Origin of the sequence: Streptomyces sp. CBMA291 (genome assembly GCF_014596525.1) — a bacterium.
Lineage (GTDB): Bacteria > Actinomycetota > Actinomycetes > Streptomycetales > Streptomycetaceae > Streptomyces.
Genome location: NZ_MSJP01000041.1, coordinates 1 through 15,355, shown reverse-complemented (window position 1 = coordinate 15,355; position 15,355 = coordinate 1). Strand labels below are relative to the sequence as shown.

The following is a 15,355-nucleotide window of genomic DNA, read 5'->3' as shown; positions in this document are numbered from 1 at the left end:
ACTAAGCGGTCGCTTGCCTGAAGGGGAACGACTTGGCCGGACTTCTTACGCCGGGACGGACGGGGCCTCTCGCGCCGGGCGAAGGGACCCACCACGCCCGGGTGAGGGAGCCGCCACGCACGGGTGGGGAGGCTTCTCGCGCCCGGTCACCCCGACTTCTTCGGGCGGGCCCGTACGTGCATCCGTTCGCCCTGGGGGCCGAAGAGGCTCAGGAACTCCACCGGGCCTTCCGCCGTCGGGCCGAACCAGTGCGGGACCCGGGTGTCGAACTCGGCCGCCTCCCCCGCCCCGAGGATCACATCGTGGTCGCCGAGGACGAGCCGGAGCCTGCCGGAGAGCACGTACAGCCACTCGTACCCCTCGTGCACCCGAGGGTCCGGCTCCCCCTGTGTCACCTCCTGGATCACTTTGTACGCCTGGAGACCGCCGGGCTGGCGGGTGAGCGGGAACATCGTGCGGGCGCCGCGCACGATCGGCTTGGCCCGCACCCGGGGGTCGCCGGTGGCGGGCGCGCCGACCAGCTCGTCGAGCGGGACCTGATGGGCGCGGGCGAGCGGGAGGAGCAGTTCGAGGCTGGGCTTGCGCTGCCCGGACTCCAGCCGGGAGAGGGTGCTCACGGAGATCCCGGTGTCGGCGGAGAGTTCGGCGAGGGTCACCCCCCGGTCGCGGCGGACCCGGCGGAGGCGGGGACCGACCTCGTTCAGGACGGCATCGATGCGTTCGTCTTCGGCCATGCCCCCATTCTTGCAGAAAAGGCAAGATTGCTTGCCGGTAGCGCGACTTTCGGAGCACTCTCCCGGCATGAACGCACACCGTGAGGACACCGACCCGTACGACGCCGTGGTGATCGGAGGGGGTGCCGCCGGACTCAGCGCCGCCCTGGTCCTGGGCCGTTCGCGGCGCCGGACCCTGGTCGTCGACTCCGGCCGTCCGCGCAACGCCCCCGCCGCCCACATGCAGGGCGTCCTTTCCCGGGACGGCATGAGCCCGGCCGCGTACCTGGCCGCCGGACGCGCCGAGGTCGCCGCGTACGGGGTCGGGCTGCGGGACGGCGAGGTGACGGGCGCGGAGCCCGACGGAAACGGCGGCTTCGTCCTCGCCCTCGCCGACGGCGGCACCCTCCGCGCCCGCCGTCTCGTCGTCACCACCGGACTCGTCGACGAACTGCCCGCGATCGAAGGGCTCGCCGGACGCTGGGGCCGTGACGTGCTGCACTGCCCGTACTGCCACGGCTGGGAGGTCCGCGACCAGGCCTTCGGGGTGATCGCCCACGCCGAGTCGCCCGCCCACCAGACGCTGATGGTGGCGAACTGGTCGAAGGACGTCGTCCTCTTCACCCACACCGCCCGGGAGCCGACCGGCCACGAGGAGGCGCTGCTCGACGCGGCGGGCGTCCGGATCGAGCGGGGCGAGGTGACGGGGCTCGCGGTGACGGACGACCGGCTGACCGGGGTCCGGCTCGCCGACGGCAGGACCGTGGACCGCTCGGTGGTCTTCGCCGCCGCCACCCGGCTCGCGCCCCGGGACGCGGTGCTCCGGCAGCTCGGCGCGGAGCTGCGCACCACCCCCTTCGGCGCGTTCGTGGCGGTGGACGAGACGGGGCGGACGAGCGTGCCCGGGGTGTGGGCCGCCGGAAACGTCACCGGACCGCAGGAACAGGTGGTCAACGCGGTCAGCCGGGGCTACCGGGCGGGGGTGGCGATCAACAACGAACTGCTGCTCGGCGCTCTGGAGGAGGCGGTGGCCGGTCGGCCGGTCGGATGAACCCCCGCCCCCTGCGGCCGTGGCCGCCCGCCCCGGAGGGCGGGCATCGGTGAGGGTGGCGGGAGAGACGGTACGGGCCGGACCGGGTACGGGCCGAGGCCTGGATACGGGTCGAGGCCTGGGACCGGTCACAGGCCGGGGTGCTGGTGCCGGCGTACGCGCGGGTGAACGTGCTGGGCGTGCGCGCCCGGCGCACTGGCGGGCCACGGCTGCGGCCACGGCCACCCGGCCCGGTCACGCGCACCGCGCCCCGGCTCCGGCTCCGGCTCCGGCTCGCACCCTCCCCCGCCGCTCCTCCTCCACACCACGGCCCCGGCCACGGAAGGACAGAACTCATGCTCGGCACACAGTTCGTCAAGGGCTCGCCCGTCTGGCTCGATCTCGGCAGTCCCGACACCGGAGCCTCGGCGGCCTTCTACGGCGCCGTCCTCGGCTGGGAGTTCCACTCGGCGGGCCCCGAGGCCGGGGGGTACGGCTTCTTCCGACAGGACGGACTGACCGTCGCCGCGCTCGGACCGCTCACCGAGGAGGGCGCCTCCAGCGCCTGGACGGTGTACTTCGGCACACCGGACGCGGACGCGACCCAGCGGGCGACGGAGGCCGCGGGCGGCGCCGTGCGCGCACCGGCCTCCGATGTCATGGACGCCGGGCGGATGGCCGCGCTCACCGACCCGGCCGGTGCCCGCTTCGCGATCTGGCAGCCCGGCACCACCCGGGGCCTCGAACGGACCTCGGCGACGAACACCCTGGTCTGGGTGGAGCTGCACACGGCCGACCCGGAGGCCACGCTCGGCTTCTACCGGGACCTGTTCGGCTGGCGGTGGGCGGAGCTGGGCGGGGGCGGCATGACGTACCGGGTGCTCTCCACCGCCGAGGGCGACCAGCAGGACGCCTCCTTCGGCGGCGCCACCGAGCTTCAGGGCCCGGCCGAACCCGCGCAGTGGATCCCCTACTTCGCGGTCGCGGACGCCGACGCCTTCGTGGACTCCGTACGGGGCAACGGCGGCTCGGTCCTGATGCCCGCGGCGGACGTCCCGGACGTCGGGCGCATCGCCGCGCTGACCGACCCCTTCGGCGCGCCGTTCGCGGTGCTGAAGCCCGCGCCGAGGGGCTGAGCCGAACGGGTGAGCCGGGGTCGTTCGCGGGCCCCGGCGGGCCGGCGGGTCAGCGGGTGAACAGCTCGAAGGTCACGGCGGGCCGACCGCCGAAGCGGTCGGCGGCGCGGCCCGTGGCGGAGGTGAGGAAGGAGCGGACGTACCGCTCCGGGTCCTCGTCCGTCAGGGCCTCGATGTAGGCGCGGTGGCAGAGCAGCGAGCGGACGGCCCGTTCGAGACCGGGGGTCGCGTCGACGGCGTGGGTGGGGTGCGCGGAGGCCGCGACGGCGACCCACCGCACCCCGTTCCAGGGCGTGAGGCCCCGGTCGGCCAGTTCGGGGAAGATCCAGCGGTTGCCCGCATCGGCCGCAGCGTCGAGGGTGGCGCGGCCGACGGCCACGTGATCCGGGGTGTTCCAGGGGGCGCCGGGGCCGTCGCCCCAGGTGTCCCGGTGGTTGAGGGTGACCACGAGTTCCGGGCGGTGGCGGCGGATCGCGGCCGCGATGTCCCGGCGCAGCCCGATCCCGTACTCGATCACCCCGTCGCGGTGGTCGAGGAACTCGACCGTGTCCACGCCGACGGCGGCGGCACCGGCCCGCTGCTCTTCCTCCCGCAGCGGGCCGCAGGCGTCCGGCGCGAGGGTGTCGATCCCGGCCTCGCCCCGGGAGGCCAGGAGGTAGACGACGTCCTTCCCGGCGTCCGTCCAGGCGGCGACGGCCGCCGAACAGCCGTACTCCAGGTCGTCGGGGTGGGCGACGACGGCGAGCGCGCGCCGCCAGTCGCCCGGCATCTCCGCGAGGCCGGTGTCCTCGGCGGGCGCGGTGGCCTCGGGGTCTTCGGCGGCCTCGGGGTCCTGTCCAGCGGTCATGCCCGCAGGATACGGGCCGCCGCGCCGGGGAGCCGGTGGACCCGGACCTCGCCCCGCCCGACCTCGTCCCGTCAGATTTCGTCCCGTCAGATTTCGTCCCGGGAGAGTGCGAGCAGCCGGTCCAGGACCCTGGGGCCACCGGCCCGCACCCCGTCGTGCTCGAACTCGTCCGTGACCCAGGTGCGCAGACCGCGTACGGCGCGGGCGGTGTCGAGGGAGTGGGCGGTGTCCACGTACATGTCGTCGTGGTAGACGGCGGCGGCGACCGGCACCTCGTTGACGGCGAGCCGCTCGGGGTCGTAGAGCGGGGTCCAGTCGGTGCGGGCGGCGAGCAGCCGGGCCGTCTCGCGCAGCGGGCGAAGGGCGGGGTCGGTGGTGAAGTGCCAGGGGTGGACGGTCTCGCCGGTGAAGAGCGGCGGGCGGTCCTCGGCGAGCGCGGCGCGGACGTCGAACTCGGGGTACTCGGCGCGGACCCGCTCGGCGGCCCAGTCGGTCGGGCCCTGCCCCTGGGCGTAGATCGCCTCGTGGAGGACGGCGTACAGGGGATGTCCGGCGTACGACAGCTGGGCCTGGACCTGTTCGAGGAAGGCGTCGGCCAGCAGACGGCCGCCCGGGGTGGGGACGAAGGCGCCTTCCAGGAGCAGATGGAGCTGGTGGGTGCCCTCGCCGGAGCCGAGGAGGATGCCGAGGGACTGGAAGGCCTCGGGGGTGAGGAGACCGCCGCCGGGGAGGGTGACCTCGTGTTCCAGGAGGTGGGCGAGGATCGCGCGGACCCGTCCCGAGTCCTGGGGGTAGCGGGCGTAGTGGGCCTCGTTCTTGCGCCGGATACGGGGGTAGGCCGCGCGGTAGACCTCGTCGGCGGTGGCGTCGAGGGAGGGCAGTCCGCCGGTGATGAGGACGCGTTCGAGGCCTTCGGGGGCGGCGGAGAGGTAGTGGGTGGCGCAGAAGCCGCCGAAGCTCTGGCCGAGGACGGTCCAGGGGGCGCCGCCGGTGAGCTTGCGGCGGATGACTTCGCAGTCCCGCACGATGGAGTCGGCGCGGAAGCGGGTCAGATAGTCGGCCTGTTCGGCGGGGGTGCCCCGGAGCGGCAGGGTCTGGCGGTTGGCGGGGGTGGAGCGGCCGGTGCCGCGCTGGTCGAGCAGGAGGACGCGGAACTCCTCCACGGCCCGGCCGAGCCAGGCCTGCGGGCCGATGAAGCGGCGGGCGCCGAAGCCGGGACCGCCCTCCAGGTAGACCAGCCAGGGCAGTTTCTCGCGGCTCGCTCCGGCGTGCCGGCTCGCGACGACCTCACGGCCGAAGACCTCGATCCGCTCGCCTTCGGGGCGGTCGTGGTCGAGGGGGACGGGGAAGCGGTGGTCGGTGAGGACGAGTCCCGGCTGCCGGTAGGTGGTCACGCTGTCGCTGCTCCTGTTCGCTACGCCCCCGCGAGGACAGTGGATCACACGGCGGGGGCGCACCGGGACCGGGCCGGGCCGATCGGACCAGGTCAGGGGCGGGAGGGGAGGTAAGGCCAATCGGGGGTGGCGGCCTCGCGGGCCGGGAGGCCGGGAGGCCGGGAGGCCGGGAGGATCATGAGGCCGGTCGGGGCGGGAGGCCGGTCGGTCGGATCAGGACGTGGGGAAGTCGTCCGGGGTCCTGATCCGGTCGCGGACCCAGACTCCGGCGGGCTTGAGGGGGCCGGTGCCGGTCCAGGGGCCGCCCCGGTCGCAGGTGCCGGTCTTGAAGACCGCGCCGCTGCGCTCGTCGTCGGAGTAGTTCCAGTTGACCCAGCCGATCTTCTTCTCGGCCATCAGGTCCAGGTACTTCTGCGCCGTGGTGAAGTCGTTTCCGCCTTCGCCCGCGTGGTTCTGGGTGCCGAACTCGGTGACGAAGACCGGCAGCTTGTCGGCGGCGCGGGAGAGGGTCCGCAGGTACTCGTCGCGGTGCGAGGCCGCGTAGAAGTGGAAGGTGTACATGACGTTGGGGGCGTTCACCGGCTTGGAGACGACCTCCGTCTCGGTCGCGCCTTCCGAGACGCCGAACGAGGACCACGCGCGCGTGCCGACGAGGACCGGGGTGTGCGGGTCCTTGGCGCGGATCACCGGGATGAGCTGTTCGGCGTAGCCCTTGATCGTGGACCAGGAGACGCCGTTGGGCTCGTTGGCGATCTCGTAGAGGAGGTTGGTCCTGTTCTTGTGGCGGTCGGCGATCTCGGTGAAGAAGGTCTTGGCGCGGGCGAGGTTGTGGCGGGGGTCGCCCGGGTCGAGCATGTGCCAGTCGACAATGACGTACATCCCGCGCGCGGTCGCCTGCTCGATGAGGGAGTGGGCGAGGTCGGTGTACTTGCGCGGGTCGGTCTCGTAGCCGTCCTCCTGGACGTATGTGGAGACCCGCAGGACGTCGGCCTTCCAGTCGTGCGCGAGCGCGTCGAGGGAGCCGTCGGTGAGGCACTGGGCGTACCACTGGGTGCCGTGCGAGGACATGCCGCGCAGTTGGATCGGCCGACCGTGCCGGTTGCAGAGCTTCGTGCCGCAGACCGTGAGCCGGCCGTTGACGGAGACGGGGGTGGCGGGGGCGGCGCCCGCCCCGGAAGGGGTGGCGTTCACGGCCGAGGGGGCGGTGGTGAGGCCGAGGAGGAGGGCGGCGAGGACGGTGCCGGTGAGGCCGGGGCGGCGGGTCGCCGCGCGTACGGATCGTGCCGAGGTCATGGAGTCTCCACGGGGCGACGAAACGAGCGGCCGGACCCGGGAGCCGGGCCCGACGGGACCGGAAGGAAACCTTCCTGTCGGATGGATAGCAGGGCCTCGGAAGAGCCCGCAAGAGCCGGAACGAGGGGGACCGTTTCGGCGGGGTGACCGGTACCGTTCCGGCGGGGTGACGGTGCCGTTCCGGCGGCTGATCCCCCGTCACCCCTCAGGAACCCCCGATGAGCCCCTTGGCCTGGAGATAGGCGCGGGCCACGTCCTCCGGGAGGAGCCGTCGGACGTCCACCTGGGTGTCCAGGGCGGCCAGGTCCTCCGTCGTCAGGACCCGGTTGAGCCGGGCGAGCGCGCGGACGATCCGTGCGCCCCCGGCGCGCGCCCGGTTCACGACGGGGACCACGTAGTCGGCGTTCTGAAGCCGTTTGTCGTCGGCGAGCAGGACGAGACCGAAGGCGTCGAGCGTGGCATCGGTCGTCGTGGTCAGCAGCAGGTCGTCCGTCCCGTCCCGGACGGCTTGCTTGGCCGGGACGGTGCCGACTCCCCTGGGGTCGACGGCGGTCACGTCGATCCCGTAGACCTTCCGCAGCCCGGGGGCGCAGTAGGGGCGTCTGACGCACTCGTCGCCCGCCGCGAGCCGTACGGGGAGCCCGGTGGCGCCCAGGTCGCTGAGGGTCTTCAGCCGGTGCTCGGCGGCGAAGGCGGCGGTCACCGCGTAGGCGTTCTGGTCCACCGCCCGCCCGGGGTCGAGGACGGTGAGACCGCGCGGGGCGGCGAGCGCGCGGAGGACCGTCATGGTGGCGGCCAGGTCGGGAGAGCCGACGGTCGGCGCGTCCGCCCCGTGGACCTTGGCGTTCAGCCAGTCGGCGAAGGTCGCCGCGTACTCCGGCACGACGTCGATCTGGCCGCGTTCCAGGGCGGGCTCGTACAGCTCGCGGTTGGTGACGGAGAGGATCCTCGTACGGTATCCGGCGTCCCGGAGCAGCAGCGCGTACAACTGCGCGAGCAGGTCGCTCTCGGTGAATCCGGCCGAGCCGACGGTCAGGTGCCTGCTGTCGCCGGGCTCGGTGGTCACCGCGCCCCGCTCTTCGAGGGAAGGACCGGCGACGCAGCTGCCGAGACCGAGGGCCAGGAGCAGGAGGAGGACGCCGAGGGGGCGGAGGGGACGGGCGCTGCGGCGGGGGCGGTCCGCGCGCACGTACCTGTTCACACGCACGCGCCGGTTCACGCGCCGCTCCCCCGCGCCCCGCCGGAGGCGAGTCGGCGGACGGCTTCGAAGAGGCCTTCCACCAGGAGGGCGAGGGCGGCGACGAGCACGGCGCCCGCGACGACCTGCGGGGTGGAGGCCAGGTTGAACCCGGCGGTGATGATCCGGCCGAGCCCGCCGCCTCCGGCGAGGGCCGCCACGGTGGCGGTGGCGACCAGTTGGACGGCGGCCATCCGCACTCCGGTGAGGACCAGCGGCAGCGCCAGCGGGAGTTCCACCCGGGCGAGGGTCTGAGCGCCCGTCATGCCCATGCCCCGGGCGGCCCGGACGACATCGGCGTCGACGCCCCGCATCCCCACATAGGCGTTGGTCAGCAGCGGTGGTACGGCGAACAGGACGAGGGCGATGACCGTCGGCCAGGACCCATGCGTTCCGATCGGGCTGAGCAGGAGCAGGACGAGCACCGCGAAGGTGGGGACGGCGCGGCCCGCGTTGGAGAGGTTCACGGCGAGCGTGCCGCCCCTGCCGAGGTGGCCGAGGACGAGCCCGACGGGCAGGGCGAGCGCACAGCCGATCACCAGGCTGACGCCGGTGAGGTAGAGGTGTTCGCCGAGCCGGTGCCAGACGCCGTCCTCGCCCGACCAGTGCGCGGCCGTGGTGAGCCAGGACCAGGTGGCGGCGAGGGTCGTCACGCGCTCCGCCCCCGCTCCCAGGGGGTGAGCAGCCGCCGCGCGCCGAGCAGGAGCAGATCGGCGGCGACGGCGATGAGGACGCAGAGCACCGAGGCGGTGAGGACCTGGGCCTTGAAGTAGGTGTTCATCCCGGACCAGATGAGGTTGCCGAGACCACCGTGGCCGACGATGGCGCCGAGGGTGACGAGCGAGACGGCGGAGACGGTGGCGATCCGGAGCCCGGCCATCCCCGCAGGCAGCGCGAGCGGCAGTTCGACGGCGAGCAGCAGCCGGACCGGCCCGTAGCCGAGACCGCGCGCCGCCTGCCGGGTCTCCTCGGGGACTGCCCGGAGTCCGGCGAGGAGATTGCGGACGAGGAGGGTGAGCGAGTAGAGGACGAGCCCGGCGACGACCAGGGTGGCGGAGAGCCCGTACACCGGCAGGAGCAGCGAGAACATCGCGAGCGCCGGGATCGTGTAGAGGAGGGTCGTGATCCCGAGGACGGGCCCGGCGACCCGGCGCCAACGGCGGGCGGCGATCGCGAGGGGCAGCGCGAGCAGCAGCCCGAGGGCGACGGAGACGACGGTCAGCTGGACGTGTTCGACGACGGCGTCGGCGAGGATTCCGCGCCGGGTGGAGAGGTAGGCGCCGCAGATCCACTCGTTGCGGGCGAGGCAGTCCCCGGGCGGCGCGGTCACCTCACCATTCGAGGCGGTACGGGGGCGGGGCGCATGTGGAGGGGGCCGTTCGGGCGGCCCCCTCCCCGGTCCTCGCGGGAGCGGTCAGGGCGCGATCGGCAGTTGCCGCTTGTGCGCGGTCAGCTCGTAGCGGCGCACGATCGAGGCGAACGCCGCCTCCCCGACCGGCTTGCCCTCAAGGAAGTCGTCGATGTCGTCGTAGGTGACGCCGAGCGCGTCCTCGTCGGGCTTGCCCGGGTCCAGGTCCTCCAAGTCGGCGGTGGGGACCTTCCACACCAGGTCGGCGGGGGCGCCCAGCTCGGCGGCGACGGCGCGGACCCGGCGCTTGGTGAGACCGGTGAGCGGGACGACGTCGGCGGCGCCGTCGCCGAACTTGGTGAAGAAGCCGGAGACCGCCTCGGCCGCGTGGTCGGTGCCGACGACGAGCCCGTCGTGGGCGCCGGCCACCGCGTACTGGGCGATCATCCGCTGCCGGGCCTTGATGTTGCCCTGCACGAAGTCCCGGTGGTGCGCGTCCCGGAAGACCACCCCGCCCGCCAGGCAGGCGTTCAGGGCCTCGTCGCTCGCCGCCTTCACGTCCACGGTGAGCACTTCGTCGGCCTGGATGAAGGCCAGGGCGTTCTGCGCGTCGGCCTCGTCCGCCTGGACGCCGTACGGCAGGCGCATCGCGTGGAAGGTGGCGTCGTGACCGGCGGCGCGGGCGCGCTCGACGGCGAGCTGGCAGAGCCGCCCGGCGGTGGTGGAGTCGACGCCGCCGCTGATGCCGAGGACGAGGGAGCGCAGTCCCGTGGTGGTCAGCCGCTCGGTGAGGAAGGCCACCCGGCGCTCGATCTCCGCCTTCGGGTCGAAGGTCCCGGACACCTGGAGTTCCCGGGCGATCTGCTGCTGGAGGGCGGTGGACGCCGGGTCGGTCACGGGGTTCTCCTCGTCGGGGTCGGTCAGCACGTCGGGGTGGGACCGCGCGTGGGGGTGGACCGCGCGTGGTCGGTCCGCGCGTCGGGGTCGCTCCCGAAGGACGACTGTACGCACCGGGGCCCGCGCCCGTCGCCCCGCCCCGGACCGCCCCGCCCGGCTTCCCTACGGCTCCGGCCCGACTCCGGCGCTGGTCAGGGGCCCGGCCGGGGCCCCGTGGCCGCTGTGGGGGTGGGGGCCTGCGGAGACGGGAGGCAGAGGACCTCGACGCGCTGGACCAGGTTGTTGACGAAGCCGCCGCGGTTCCAGGGCGCCGCGAGGGGCTGCGTGTGACCCGCCGCGTCGGTGGCCCGTACGGTCAGGTGGCGCAGGCCCGGGGTCGCCGTCCAGGTGGTGTGCCAGGACGCCCAGGCCCAGGGGTGCGCGGGGTCCCGTACCAGCTCGGCGTCGGTCCAGACCGCCCCGCCGTCCTCGCTGACCTCGACGCGTACGACCGGCCCGTGCCCGGACCAGGCGCGCCCGGCGAGCGGTACGGGCCCCGGGCGGACGACCCGGGTCCTGGACATGAAGTCGGGGAAGCCGGGCGGCGCCATCAGGGCGCGGGGTGCCATCAGGGTCACCGGTTCGCCCGGTTCGGCGGCGGCCCGCCGGACCCGGTAGGCGGCGCTCTGCTGGAAGCCCTCGTACGGGGTGGCGGAGAGCGTGATGTCGTGGAGCCACTTCACGTGGGCCATGCCGTACCAGCCGGGGACGACGAGCCGTAGCGGGCTGCCGTGCTGCGGGGGCAGCGGCGCCCCGTTCATCTCGTACGCGACGAGCACGTCCCGGGCCGGGTCGGCCGCCGTGGTCAGCGGGAGGCTCCGCCGGTAGTCCTGCTCGACGCCCCGCTCCACCCCGTGGTCCGCGCCCGTGAACACGGCCTCGACGGCTTCCTCGGCCGTCCCCGCCTCCGTGAGGAGCGCGGCGAGGGGTACGCCGGTCCAGTCGGCGGTGCCGACCGCCTCGACCAGCCAGGGCTGGCTGACGGGGCGCGGGGCGAGGTGCGCCCTGCCGTTCCCCGCGCACTCCAGGGTGACCCGGCGGGTGACGGCGGGGCGGGCGCGCAGGGCGGCCAGGTCCAGGGTGAGCGTGCGCAGGGTCCGGCCGCCGACGGTGAGCCGCCAGGTGTCGGGGTCGGTGGCGGGGATGTCGTAGTGGACGAGGACGTAGTGGAGGCCAGGCGGCGTGACCTCGTACCGCAGGGCTTCCAGGGGCAGTCCGTGGTTGCGGGTGGCCAGTCCCAGTTCCTGGGCGGTGACGCCTTCCTCGGGGCCCGCCAGGCGTCCTGGTGCGCTGATGTCGCCCAGGCCGATCGGCGATCCGTCCATGTCCTCATGGTGCGCCGGGGCCGGGGGCCCGGCACCTCGGGGTCAGGGCGGCCGGGGGCCGCGCAGCGCCCGGTCGAGGCCGTCCTGCGGGAGGCCGGAGAGGGCGCGGCCGAAGATCTCCTCGTAGGCGGGTGCGCCGAGGGCGGCGCGGGCGGTGTCGGTGTACTTCTCGTGCAGCGCCCGCAGACCGGGCAGTCCGCGCCGGGGCTGGCCGGTGGAGCGCCAGTACGCCTCCCCGGTGCCGGAGACGTCGGCGGCTCGGGCACCGTCGCCCGCCGCCGCGAGGGCGGTCGCGAGGACGTCGAGGCCGAGGGCGACGCCGAGGATCGCGCCGAGACCCCGGGTCCCTTCGAGCATGGCCCGCGCGTGGCCCGCCGCTCCCACCGGGTCGCCCTCCAGGAGACCGGTGAGGGCGAGGTGGTACTCCAGGGCGGTACGGGTCCAGTGCTCGTCCAGCTCCTCGCACAGCGCGCGCAGGGCGAGGGCCTCCTCCCGTGCCTCGGCGACCCGGCCGAGACCGGTGAGGGCGAAGACCCGGACGAGCAGACAGCGCAGCCGGGCGGCGGAGACGGGGGGGGCGTGTTCGGTGTCGGGGGCGACGTCCGGTGCTTCGGTGGGGGCGTCGGGGGCGGTGTCCGGTGCTTCGGTGGGGGCGATGGTGGCGATGGAGACGTGGTCCGGCCGCGTCGTGGGGCCGGTGGGGGCTCCCTCGGGGGCTCCGGCGGGAGCTTCTGCGGAGTCGAGGACGTGCCCGACGACGAGGTGCGCGGCCGTGGGGCGGCCGGTGGTCAGGGCGAGCAGCCCGGTGAGGGCGGCGGCGTCGAGCGTCAGCTCACCGGGGCGGTGGGAGCGAGGGGGGCGGTGGAGGCCGGCGGGGTCACGGGGCCGGTTCGGGCGGTCCCGGGGCTGGGGAAGGTCGGGGCGAGACTGCGGCAGGTCCGGGCCGTGGTCCTGTTCCGGGCCGTCGTGTCCGTGGGGGTGACCGGGTCCGTCGGGGTGACCGGGCCGGTCGGGGTGCTCCCGGAGTTCGCCGGGGTGGGTGTCGGGACGGCCCCGGAACCCGTCCACGCGGCCCCGGTGCGCGTCAGGGTCCGTGCCGGGGTCCACGCCGGGGTTCACACCGGAGCCCACGCCGGGGTGCGCGCCGGAATCCACGCCGGGGTACGCGCCGGGGTGGTGCTCGGGCGTGCTCCCGTACCGCCCGGGGCCGTCCCCGTATCCAGCGGAGGCGTCTCCGTGCCTTCCGGAAGGCTCCCCGGTCTCCGTGCTTCCGGTGCGTACGGTGGGCCGGCCGGTCCCTTCGAGGTGTTCCGTCCATTCCGCGTAGCGGGCCTCGCGGGCGCATCGTTCGCTGATCTCCCGGGCCTTCTCCCCCTCGCCCTGGAGGACGAGGGTGATGCCGAGGGCCCACAGGGCGCGGGCCCGGGGACGGCCGCGTGCGGTGCTGAGCAGGAGGGCCTGTTCGAGGCCGTCGCGGGACTCGTGGAGGCGGCCCCGGCAGGACCAGGCGAAGGCGACCGAGCCGACGAGGTCGAGTGCGGCGTCGGGGTCGGTGCGAAGGAGCCGGTCGAGGGCGGTGCGCAGATCGGTGTGGTGGGCGTCGACGGTGCGGTACCAGCGCAGTTGGCGGGGGCCGTGCCACGCGGTCTCCGCCCGGCGGGCGAGCCCCCGGAAATGGGCAGCGTGCCGGTCGGCGACGGCGCCGGTCCCGCCGGTGTGGTCCAGCCAGGTCGCCCCGTACGCGCGGATGGTGTCGAGCATCCGGTGGCGGCCCGCCGCGTCGGGCGGACGGACGACGGAGGCGCGGACGAGACCGTCGAGCGCGGCCGGAAGGGTCGTGTCGTCGAGGGGGCCGCCGACGCAGACGGCGGTCGCCGACGCGAGGTCGAAGGGGCCCCGGAAGACGGAGAGGCGGGCCCACAGGAGTCGTTCCAGCGGGCTGCTCAGCTCATGGCTCCAGCCGATGGCGGCGCGCAGGGTCTGGTGACGGCTCGGCCAGACCCGCTCGGGGTGGGCGAGCAGGTCGAAGCGGGCGGAGGCGGGGGCGTCGATGCGGGTGCCGAGCTGTTCCCTGACGGCTTCGGCGCCTTGGAGGCGGATCTGCGCGGCGGCCAGTTCGAGGGCCAGCGGGATGCCTTCGAGGCGGACGCAGATCTCACTCGCGGGCCCGGCGGCGGGGAACCGCTCGCCCGAGGCCTCGCGGAGCAGTTCCAGGGCGTCGCGTCCGGCGGGTGGCAGCGGGTCGAGGGCGATGATCCGCTCGCCTTCGATGCCGAGTGGCCGACGGCTGGTGGCGAGGACGGTGAGGCCGGGGGCGGCGGCGAGGAGTTCGGCGACGAGCCGGGCGCAGGGTTCGGCGAGGTGCTCGCAGGAGTCGAGGACGAGGAGCAGCCGGGTGTCGGCGAGTCTGCGGCGGAGTCCGGCGGCGGCCGTGCCGGTGGCGTGGTCGGCGAGGTCGACGGCGTCGGCGACGAGGGGGACGAGGAGCCGTTCGCCGTCGAGTTGGCCGAGGTCGGCCCACCAGGCGCCGTCGGGGTGCCGGTCGGCGGCGCGGTGGGCGGCGCGCAGCGCGAGTCTGGTCTTGCCGACTCCCCCGACGCCGGTCACGGTGACGAGGCGGTGCTCCGCCAACGCGGCGGACACACGCTCCAGTTCCGTTCGGCGTCCCACGAAACCGGGGTTCTCGTCCGGCAGATGTCCACGCACGAATGCAGTCTCCCTCACGTGGTGCGATGAACGGGCCTTCGGCGCGCGTTCGTTACGGAGCCTCGACCGGGTGACGGCCCTGGTTACGGGGCTTTCGGGCCCGGGTGGGTCCCTGGGGGCGCGGGCCTTCCCGCCGGTCCGCCTCCGCGCGCGGGGGTCTCGCCTATGGGCTCGGCCCGGTGTGCGGGGCCGGTGCTTCCGGGTTCGGCCCTGTGGGTGGGGCCGGTGCTTCCGGTTGCCCGGCGGCGAGGACGGCGGCGGCCGAAGGGGGGCGCGCAGCCCGTGCCGGGTTCATCCCCGTGCGGGGTTCGCCCCGGCCGGGCCCTCGGGAGGCGCGGTCCCGGGGGCGAGCGGCCCGGCCGGAAGGGACGGGCCTGCCGGAAGGGGCTGACCAGTCGGTGGGCGTCGTGTGCGGTCGGCTTCGCGCAGGGAGCGGCTCATCCGGTCGAGGCCCCGCCGGGTGTGGCTCTTCACGGTGCCGAGGGGCAGTCCGGTGCGCTCGGCGATCTGGACCTGGGTGAGGTCCCCGTAGAAGGCAAGGGCGAGCACCTCGCGCTGGGCGGCGGAGAGTTTCGCCAGCTCACGGATGACGACGAGCCGGTCGAGGACGTCTTCGGGGCCCGGGTCCTGGGCGCCGCCCCCGGACAGTCCGGCCCCGACGGCGGCGAGAAGGTCCCGTCGCCGGGTGCGGGCGGCGAGCGCGTCGGCGGTCTTGCGGCGGGCGATGCCGACGAGCCAGCCGGGGAGCGGGCCGCGCTCGGGCCGGTAGCCTGCCCGGCCGCGCCAGGCGGCGAGGAAGACCTGCTGGGTGACGTCCTCGGCTTCCCCCGGGTCGCCGAGGGCGCGGGCGGCCAGGGTGCGCACGAGGCCTGCCCACCGGACGTACACGACCGTGAGACAGCTCTCGTCGCCTCGGACGAATCCGGCGGCGAGGTCGTGTTCGGCCCGTTCCCCGGGGGGTGGGGACGAGAGCGGGGGCGGGGTGGCGGCGATGGTCGCGGTCATGGGGGAACGGCTCCTCTGGCCTGGCCGGGGAGGCCCGGTCGGCTGGCGCGGCGTGCCGCGCGGGGCGTTTCCAGGGTCCGTCCCGCCGTCGGGTCGGCACCAATCGCACCGATCGTGCGTCGAATCGGCGTAGCGTGGCGGCATGCCCGAACCCGTACCCGGTCTCACCAGCGGGGCGGTGGCCCGCAGCCTCGGTGTCGCCCCCACGACCCTGCGTTCCTGGGACCGGCGCTACGGCATCGGTCCGGCCGCCAGGGAGAGCGGCCGTCACCGGCGGTGGAGCCCGCAGGACGTGGCGGTGGTCCGGGAGATGTGCCGTCTGACCGCCTCGGGGGTCCCGCCGGCCGAGGCGGCACGCGCCGCGCTGCTCGGCACCAGGCCCGGC

General features: G+C 74.8%; 14 protein-coding genes. 3 read left to right on the top strand and 11 right to left on the bottom strand.

All coding sequences use genetic code 11. The features are described 5' to 3' along the window. Positions 1 to 146: 146 nt before the first annotated feature. Positions 147 to 734, bottom strand: a complete 588-nt coding sequence (locus BU197_RS11520; protein ID WP_188268145.1) for a helix-turn-helix domain-containing protein — start codon at positions 732 to 734, stop codon at positions 147 to 149. 67 nt (positions 735 to 801) lie between these two features. On the opposite strand from BU197_RS11520, the gene BU197_RS11515 reads away from it, so the two are divergent. Then, positions 802 to 1,764, top strand: coding sequence for an NAD(P)/FAD-dependent oxidoreductase (locus tag BU197_RS11515; protein WP_188268144.1), 963 nt, complete (start codon positions 802 to 804; stop codon positions 1,762 to 1,764). A gap of 335 nt (positions 1,765 to 2,099) precedes the next feature. Next, positions 2,100 to 2,879, top strand: coding sequence for a VOC family protein (locus BU197_RS11510; RefSeq protein ID WP_188268143.1), 780 nt, complete (start codon positions 2,100 to 2,102; stop codon positions 2,877 to 2,879). 49 nt (positions 2,880 to 2,928) lie between these two features. Here BU197_RS11510 and BU197_RS11505 read toward each other — a convergent pair whose 3' ends face one another. The 10 genes from BU197_RS11505 to BU197_RS11455 form a co-directional block, all read right to left on the bottom strand. Then, complete coding sequence (locus tag BU197_RS11505) at positions 2,929 to 3,648, bottom strand: PIG-L deacetylase family protein (protein ID WP_188268187.1); 720 nt, start codon at positions 3,646 to 3,648, stop codon at positions 2,929 to 2,931. Positions 3,649 to 3,812: 164 nt separating this feature from the next. Beyond that, positions 3,813 to 5,120, bottom strand: a complete 1,308-nt coding sequence (locus tag BU197_RS11500; RefSeq protein WP_188268142.1) for an alpha/beta fold hydrolase — start codon at positions 5,118 to 5,120, stop codon at positions 3,813 to 3,815. A gap of 213 nt (positions 5,121 to 5,333) precedes the next feature. Continuing rightward, positions 5,334 to 6,413 carry a glycoside hydrolase family 5 protein gene (locus tag BU197_RS11495; RefSeq protein WP_188268141.1) on the bottom strand — a complete coding sequence of 360 codons (1,080 nt, stop codon included), beginning with the start codon at positions 6,411 to 6,413 and terminating at the stop codon, positions 5,334 to 5,336. A 205-nt stretch (positions 6,414 to 6,618) separates the two neighbouring features. Next, positions 6,619 to 7,614 (bottom strand): glycine betaine ABC transporter substrate-binding protein, encoded by a 996-nt coding sequence (locus tag BU197_RS11490; RefSeq protein WP_411158476.1) that lies wholly within the window; start codon positions 7,612 to 7,614, stop codon positions 6,619 to 6,621. Between the two features lie 14 nt (positions 7,615 to 7,628). Then, on the bottom strand, positions 7,629 to 8,303 hold the full coding sequence (locus BU197_RS11485; RefSeq protein ID WP_188268140.1) for an ABC transporter permease: 675 nt from the start codon (positions 8,301 to 8,303) through the stop codon (positions 7,629 to 7,631). Further along, positions 8,300 to 8,980: an ABC transporter permease gene (locus BU197_RS11480; protein WP_188268139.1), complete on the bottom strand. Its 681-nt coding sequence runs from the start codon at positions 8,978 to 8,980 to the stop codon at positions 8,300 to 8,302. The genes BU197_RS11485 and BU197_RS11480 overlap by 4 nt, the downstream gene beginning before the upstream one ends. Before the next feature lie 84 nt (positions 8,981 to 9,064). Continuing rightward, the gene (gene nadE, locus BU197_RS11475) at positions 9,065 to 9,895 is read right to left on the bottom strand and encodes an ammonia-dependent NAD(+) synthetase (protein ID WP_188268185.1); all 831 of its coding nucleotides are present in this window, start codon (positions 9,893 to 9,895) and stop codon (positions 9,065 to 9,067) included. 191 nt (positions 9,896 to 10,086) lie between these two features. Further along, on the bottom strand, positions 10,087 to 11,259 hold the full coding sequence (locus tag BU197_RS11470; protein ID WP_188268138.1) for a sulfite oxidase: 1,173 nt from the start codon (positions 11,257 to 11,259) through the stop codon (positions 10,087 to 10,089). A 42-nt stretch (positions 11,260 to 11,301) separates the two neighbouring features. Beyond that, positions 11,302 to 13,965 (bottom strand): ATP-binding protein, encoded by a 2,664-nt coding sequence (locus BU197_RS30395; protein WP_317452183.1) that lies wholly within the window; start codon positions 13,963 to 13,965, stop codon positions 11,302 to 11,304. Positions 13,966 to 14,256: 291 nt separating this feature from the next. Further along, positions 14,257 to 14,970: a sigma-70 family RNA polymerase sigma factor gene (locus BU197_RS11455; protein WP_188268137.1), complete on the bottom strand. Its 714-nt coding sequence runs from the start codon at positions 14,968 to 14,970 to the stop codon at positions 14,257 to 14,259. 142 nt (positions 14,971 to 15,112) lie between these two features. On the opposite strand from BU197_RS11455, the gene BU197_RS11450 reads away from it, so the two are divergent. Then, positions 15,113 to 15,355, top strand: a 243-nt coding sequence (locus BU197_RS11450) for a MerR family transcriptional regulator (protein ID WP_188268136.1), incomplete at its 3' end; no start/stop codon positions are given.